This is a genomic window from Candidatus Neomarinimicrobiota bacterium, assembly GCA_022560655.1.
Lineage (GTDB): Bacteria > Fidelibacterota > Marinisomatia > SCGC-AAA003-L08 > TS1B11 > JADFSS01.
Genome location: JADFSS010000110.1, coordinates 1 through 5,133 on the forward strand (window position 1 = coordinate 1; position 5,133 = coordinate 5,133).

Genomic DNA, 5,133 nt, shown 5'->3' on the forward strand with positions numbered 1-5,133 from the left:
GTGGCCACACTCATGAACTCAAGGGCGATCCTATCGACGCCGTTCCTGGGTGGATCGTAAGAATAGCTCGCGTTCTCCGGCAGAAATTCACCACTGGCGGGATCGTGCTCGTAGACCTCCAGGGCGTTAAACCCATCGGTGAGATCAGGATCAAAAGAATCCCAGATCATGACGAGCTCCAGATTACCGTCAGCATCCAGGTCGGTGATCATGACGCTTCGTTCACTACCGTTGAGAAGGCTCTGACCCTGAGCGTCGTTTTTGTCCATATGCCAAACGACCTCGTACTCATTATCCCCCGTGGTCTCCCACACGATAATGCGTCTGAGTGTCCCATCATAGGACACAAACTCCATAATCCCGTCTTTATCAATATCAATGTTGTTTCCAAGGACGGCCCAAGCACGAACCAGATTGGGTGGAAGTGGACCTGCCCCGTCTGGATCAACGCCTCCAATACCGCCATCCCAGACTTTCGAGAAATTCCGGCTTTGCCCGTTTAGTGCCGAAGACCCCACAAGCAGGCTCAAAGTCATGACCACTATTAATACCCGTTTCATAGGTGAACTTCCTTCTCTGGATTTAGGAGCCAGTTCCTTGTAGGTAATCAATGCCTTCTGTACATGGGCGCCTCTAAATGGTTCAAACACCGCGAGCAATATCGACAGATCGATAGTTCGAGTTGTCATGAAAATGTCATGGAATGGTAAAAGTTTGGTTTTCACCCGACATCCCCTTGCACAGGTAGAAGTTGGTGTCAGCGTCTCAGGCACTCGCCAGAAACTCGAGGGGCTTGCAGATGTGGGCGCCTCCGGCTACAGAAGCACTACAGAGAAGTCGATCGGGACAATGACCAGTGCCTTTGCGGCACGGTGTTGCCTCTTCGCTGATTCCTTCAGAATCGCTCATTAAGAGGCGAATAACGAAAGGTACACAATATCGGGGAGATTGTCCATCTTTGGCACTATCTTGATTCAGGCGCCACCCCCAACGGTCAGCCAGATAACCCCACATTCCGCAACATGCCCCCTGCTGACTAAGCAGGGGTTTAGTAGCCAATTTTTGGAGGTGAACGGGGGAGAGTGGAAGCTCACGTAGGCTCTAACCGGTATGCTACCGCCTATCCTTCTCGTCGGGAGAGTTAAAACAGTGGTAGAGCGGGATCATGAATAGGATGCCAGAAAAGTCTCTCTTAACTTTATTCTCATTTTACCTGAAATGCTCTGGCGCCCTACAAACGATTGAATAGCATTTTACCCATTGAGGTACTTGCTGAACTCGGTTTTAAAGCCGGGGAAGTACCTGCTGATAACTGTGATATCAAAGGTTCGGAGAATAGACTCTTTTGGTTCTCTCTCCAGTAGGTATTCAAAGGCGGCCTGAACGCAACGATCCGGGCTGACCTTGCCCTGCGTCAGTTTCTCGTATGTTGATTTTGACATGCTCACCCGATGGCGGGTTTCACTGGGTCCCTCTTGTACATTAACAGTGAACTGAAGTGGGTCCCCCTCATTCGTCTGCCTAACGTCAATCATGAGCCCACGTCTCTGTCGGCGAACCCAGGTAGGAGGGTCTTTGTTCCAAATTTCAAGAGTAGTTCCAGCTCCCTGGCCTGAACCTTCTCTAGCCATTTGCGAGGTTTGTTGATACCCCCTCGAGCCACATCCTGACACCAGTCCACATACGTAGAGGGCTCCCATTCTGGGTAGGAATCATGGAGCTGAGGGAAGATGGGGTGCTCTCCCAGATGTCGGTACCAGTATTTGGAATTGCTGTAGTCCGGCTCCCGGCGGTGGAGAATGGCATGCCAGTAATTTCCTTCGGGGGTGGCATGGACCTGGGCAATGATGTGGCACCGGTTAATGTCGTCATTCCACAGATGAAGACCAGCCTTTACCAGGGGATGTGCAGCCACACCCTCGATTTCGGCAATCAGCTTATCCTGCCAGACACCTCTGGGGATCAGAGGTGGTAAGGGGCCCCGATGCAAGAACAAGTCTGTGAGATCATCCAGAGTCATGATACTGGTGGGGATAATTGCGGTTCTTGATGGCTCTCGCAAACGTTGAACGTATCGATGCTGGGGCCCATGAATCTCCCCTAACGGCAGCTTCAGTACTCATTAGCCAGTGGCGCGGAAATCCAGCAGCACTTTGCCGAAGTTACGGCGGTTATGGATATAGTCGTGTGCCTGGCGCGCCTGATCGTAGGGGAATATCCTATCCACGACCGGACTGATCCGCCCTTCGGCCAACCATACTAGCAGCTCATCAAAAGCCTTGTGTACTGGGCCGGTCCGCGAGTCCAGCCGCCCCAAATGAAAGCCGTAAATCCCCTTGCTGGAATTCATCAGCCGCATTGGTGCCAGCCGCACCGTGCGCAACTCCCACAGCAGCCGCAATAGGCCGGACCGCAGGCGGGTGTGGCCCATTTTCTGTTGTGCGCCGTACAAGACGAGGGTGCCCAGGGGCGCAAGGGCCTTCAGACTGCGTAGGGCATGTGCGGGACCCTGGGCGTCCAGAATTAAGTCCGCCCCCAGGCCTGATGTGGCATTCATTACCTCCGCTACAAAGTCCGCAGACCGGTAGTCAATGCAGAGCGCCACGCCCATCTCGCGCAGCCGCTCATGCTTGGCGGCCGATGCCGTCCCAATGATATGTGCCCCGACTCGAGTCGCCAGCTGGACGGCCGCTGTTCCAACGCCTCCTCCTGCGCTGTGGATCAGCACCGTCTGCCCCGACTGGAGATTTCCCTGGGTGAACATCATGAGGTAGGCTGTAAGGTAAGTTACGGGCAAAGCTGCTGCCGCTTCCATTTCAACCCCGGGCGGTACAAGGCGAACCAGTTCCTGATCGACCACCACTCGGCTGCTGTAACCTCCGAAACGAGTGAGAGCGCAAACCCGGTCTCCAGCTGAGAAGCCTTTCACAGCCGGCCCCGTGCGCTCAATGGTGCCAGACACTTCCAGGCCCGGCACTAACGGCAGGCTCGGCCCGCCGGGATACAGCCCCATGCGTGCCAAAAGATCGGCATAATTGATGCCTGCGAAGTGGGTGCTGATAATAATCTGGCCTTCACCTGGTTGACGATGGTGCGCATCTACGACTTTAAGTACGCCCGACCCGCCACGGCGTGCTGCCTGGACCTGTACGGCTTCGTGCTCCCCGCTCTGTTCTACTCCGTGCGGCGGGCTGAGCCCATCGATGAAAGCTGATTTTCGCGAATGTTCTGACATTGAGTTGGTGCGGTGGTTAGGCTAAATATACTCCTGGCATGGAGAGATACCAAAAGCCTCAGGAAGATAGTGAGGTGCGGGGACCGCCCCCGCCATTCAACCTAAAAACGCGATATTCCACAACATGCCCCCCTGCTAGTAAAGCAGGGAATGTCCACGCCAATTATAGAGGAGGATAGGGAAGAGAGTTGGGCGACGTATGCTATAAACAGTATGCTACAGGGCAGGCTTCTCGACGGGAGCGCCGTTTGAAAGTTTGAGGGCCGGCTTACTTACTTCAGCAGCACCATCTTGATGGACTTGGTGTAATCAGGTGTCACCAGGTGGGCGATGTAGATTCCTGAGGGGACGTCCCGGCCGTTATCTGTCTTGCCGTTCCAGATCACCCGGTGATAGCCGGATTTCCAATGTCCCGAGACCAACTCTCGCACTACCCTGCCACGGAGGTCGAAGACCCGTAGGGTGATATTGCTCGCCATGGGTAGAGCGAATTTCATGGTTGTCGTGGGATTGAAGGGATTGGGGAAGTTTTGATGCAGGGCATATGCAGTGGGAATCTGGTCCGATTCATCAATATCCAATACGCCGACAGCAAATGTGAACGAGAATACCTTGGACCAGGCGCCGGTCCCCAGTTTGTTCGTTGCCTGCACGCGCCAGTAATAGGTTGTATCGCCCCAAATGCCGCTAACGGTATCGGCGCCGCCCATGATGGTGGCAGCCTCGTATCGCACCTGGCTGAACAGACTGTCAAAAGCAACCTGCAACTTGTAGGTCAAGGCCGAGTTGGCGGTCCAAGTGAAGGCCACGGTTTTGGATGGCACGGCCGCATCGTCCAGCGGCGAGATCAGGAAGGGGAAATCAGGAACGGAAGTGGTTTTGTAGTACACCTCACCACCCAAGGTGCCGGCGTACAGTATGGCGCCCATACTCGATACGAGACTGGTCACGGTTGCTGCGGTGAATCCATCGGCATCCGGGGTCCAGGTCAGCCCATGATCCGACGAACTGTAGAGGCCATGTCCGACTGTGCCGGCAAATATTTGATCGGAGGCATCCCTCACCAGGGCCACGATCGCCGATTCCCCGGTTGTGCCCAAGGTTTTTTTTGTCCAGGTGGTATCGGCCAAAGTTAGCTGATAGAGAGTGTCCCGGTCCCAACCCCCGATGTATACGTCCCCCCGGTGTGAGACCGTAACCGCATGGGCGTCGGTGTTTCTGGGATAATTTTCAGGGTCGCCGAAAAAAAAGGGCACGCGCCACCATAAAAAAGACCAGGTTCTGGTGGTGTCGGCCGCATCGGCCGTTCGGTAAATAACAATGTTGGATGGGCTGATGACAAATGTATGGTCATCGGCCGTGCGGTAGATTGTGGTGATGTTGCCACCCACACCTGCAGAAGACCAAGTTGCGCCATCGTCATCTGATTGGTAGGTCCCGGAGAGGGTGTTGATCCCCAGAAAATTATAAAGGCCCACATAAATGCGGCCGTCGGCGCCGTACTCCACGGCATTGACCGTTTGGCCGTCAAAGAAAGGCACAGAGACCCATGAATCACCCTGATCTGTCGAGCTGTACAGACCGCCGAAAACTGTGCCGGCCAGCATCCATCCCGATTCCCCGATGGCGATATCGGTGACGTTAACCGGTGCGAGCCCGATGTTGGCCGTCTGCCAGGTGAGCCCATTATCGCTGGAGCGGAAAATACCGCCCCCCATTGTCCCGGCGTAAACGATGCCACTGTGATCAGATTCAACTGTTCGAATGCCCACGGTCGTAAAATTTGCGACAGTCCAGGCCAGTCCCAGGTTATCAGACAGGTAGATGCCGCCATAGGTGCCAATGACGATGGTATTCCCCAAAGCCACAATGGAGGTTATGCCCTGGGGTTCAGCGAG

General features: G+C 54.8%; 5 protein-coding genes. 1 reads left to right on the forward strand and 4 read right to left on the reverse strand.

Features of this window, described 5'->3' with window-relative positions; all coding sequences use genetic code 11:
- Both IH971_10820 and IH971_10825 read right to left on the reverse strand, forming a co-directional pair.
- On the reverse strand, positions 1-725 hold a 725-nt coding region (locus tag IH971_10820), incomplete at its 3' end, for a hypothetical protein (GenBank protein ID MCH7498324.1).
- 528 nt (positions 726-1,253) lie between these two features.
- Positions 1,254-1,535 carry a hypothetical protein gene (locus IH971_10825; protein MCH7498325.1) on the reverse strand — a complete coding sequence of 94 codons (282 nt, stop codon included), beginning with the start codon at positions 1,533-1,535 and terminating at the stop codon, positions 1,254-1,256.
- 269 nt (positions 1,536-1,804) lie between these two features.
- On the opposite strand from IH971_10825, the gene IH971_10830 reads away from it, so the two are divergent.
- The gene (locus IH971_10830; GenBank protein MCH7498326.1) at positions 1,805-1,975 is read left to right on the forward strand and encodes a hypothetical protein; all 171 of its coding nucleotides are present in this window, start codon (positions 1,805-1,807) and stop codon (positions 1,973-1,975) included.
- Positions 1,976-2,122: 147 nt separating this feature from the next.
- Here IH971_10830 and IH971_10835 read toward each other — a convergent pair whose 3' ends face one another.
- Complete coding sequence (locus tag IH971_10835) at positions 2,123-3,235, reverse strand: zinc-binding dehydrogenase (GenBank protein ID MCH7498327.1); 1,113 nt, start codon at positions 3,233-3,235, stop codon at positions 2,123-2,125.
- Between the two features lie 272 nt (positions 3,236-3,507).
- Positions 3,508-5,133: T9SS type A sorting domain-containing protein (locus IH971_10840; protein ID MCH7498328.1), on the reverse strand; the 1,626-nt coding region annotated here is incomplete at its 5' end.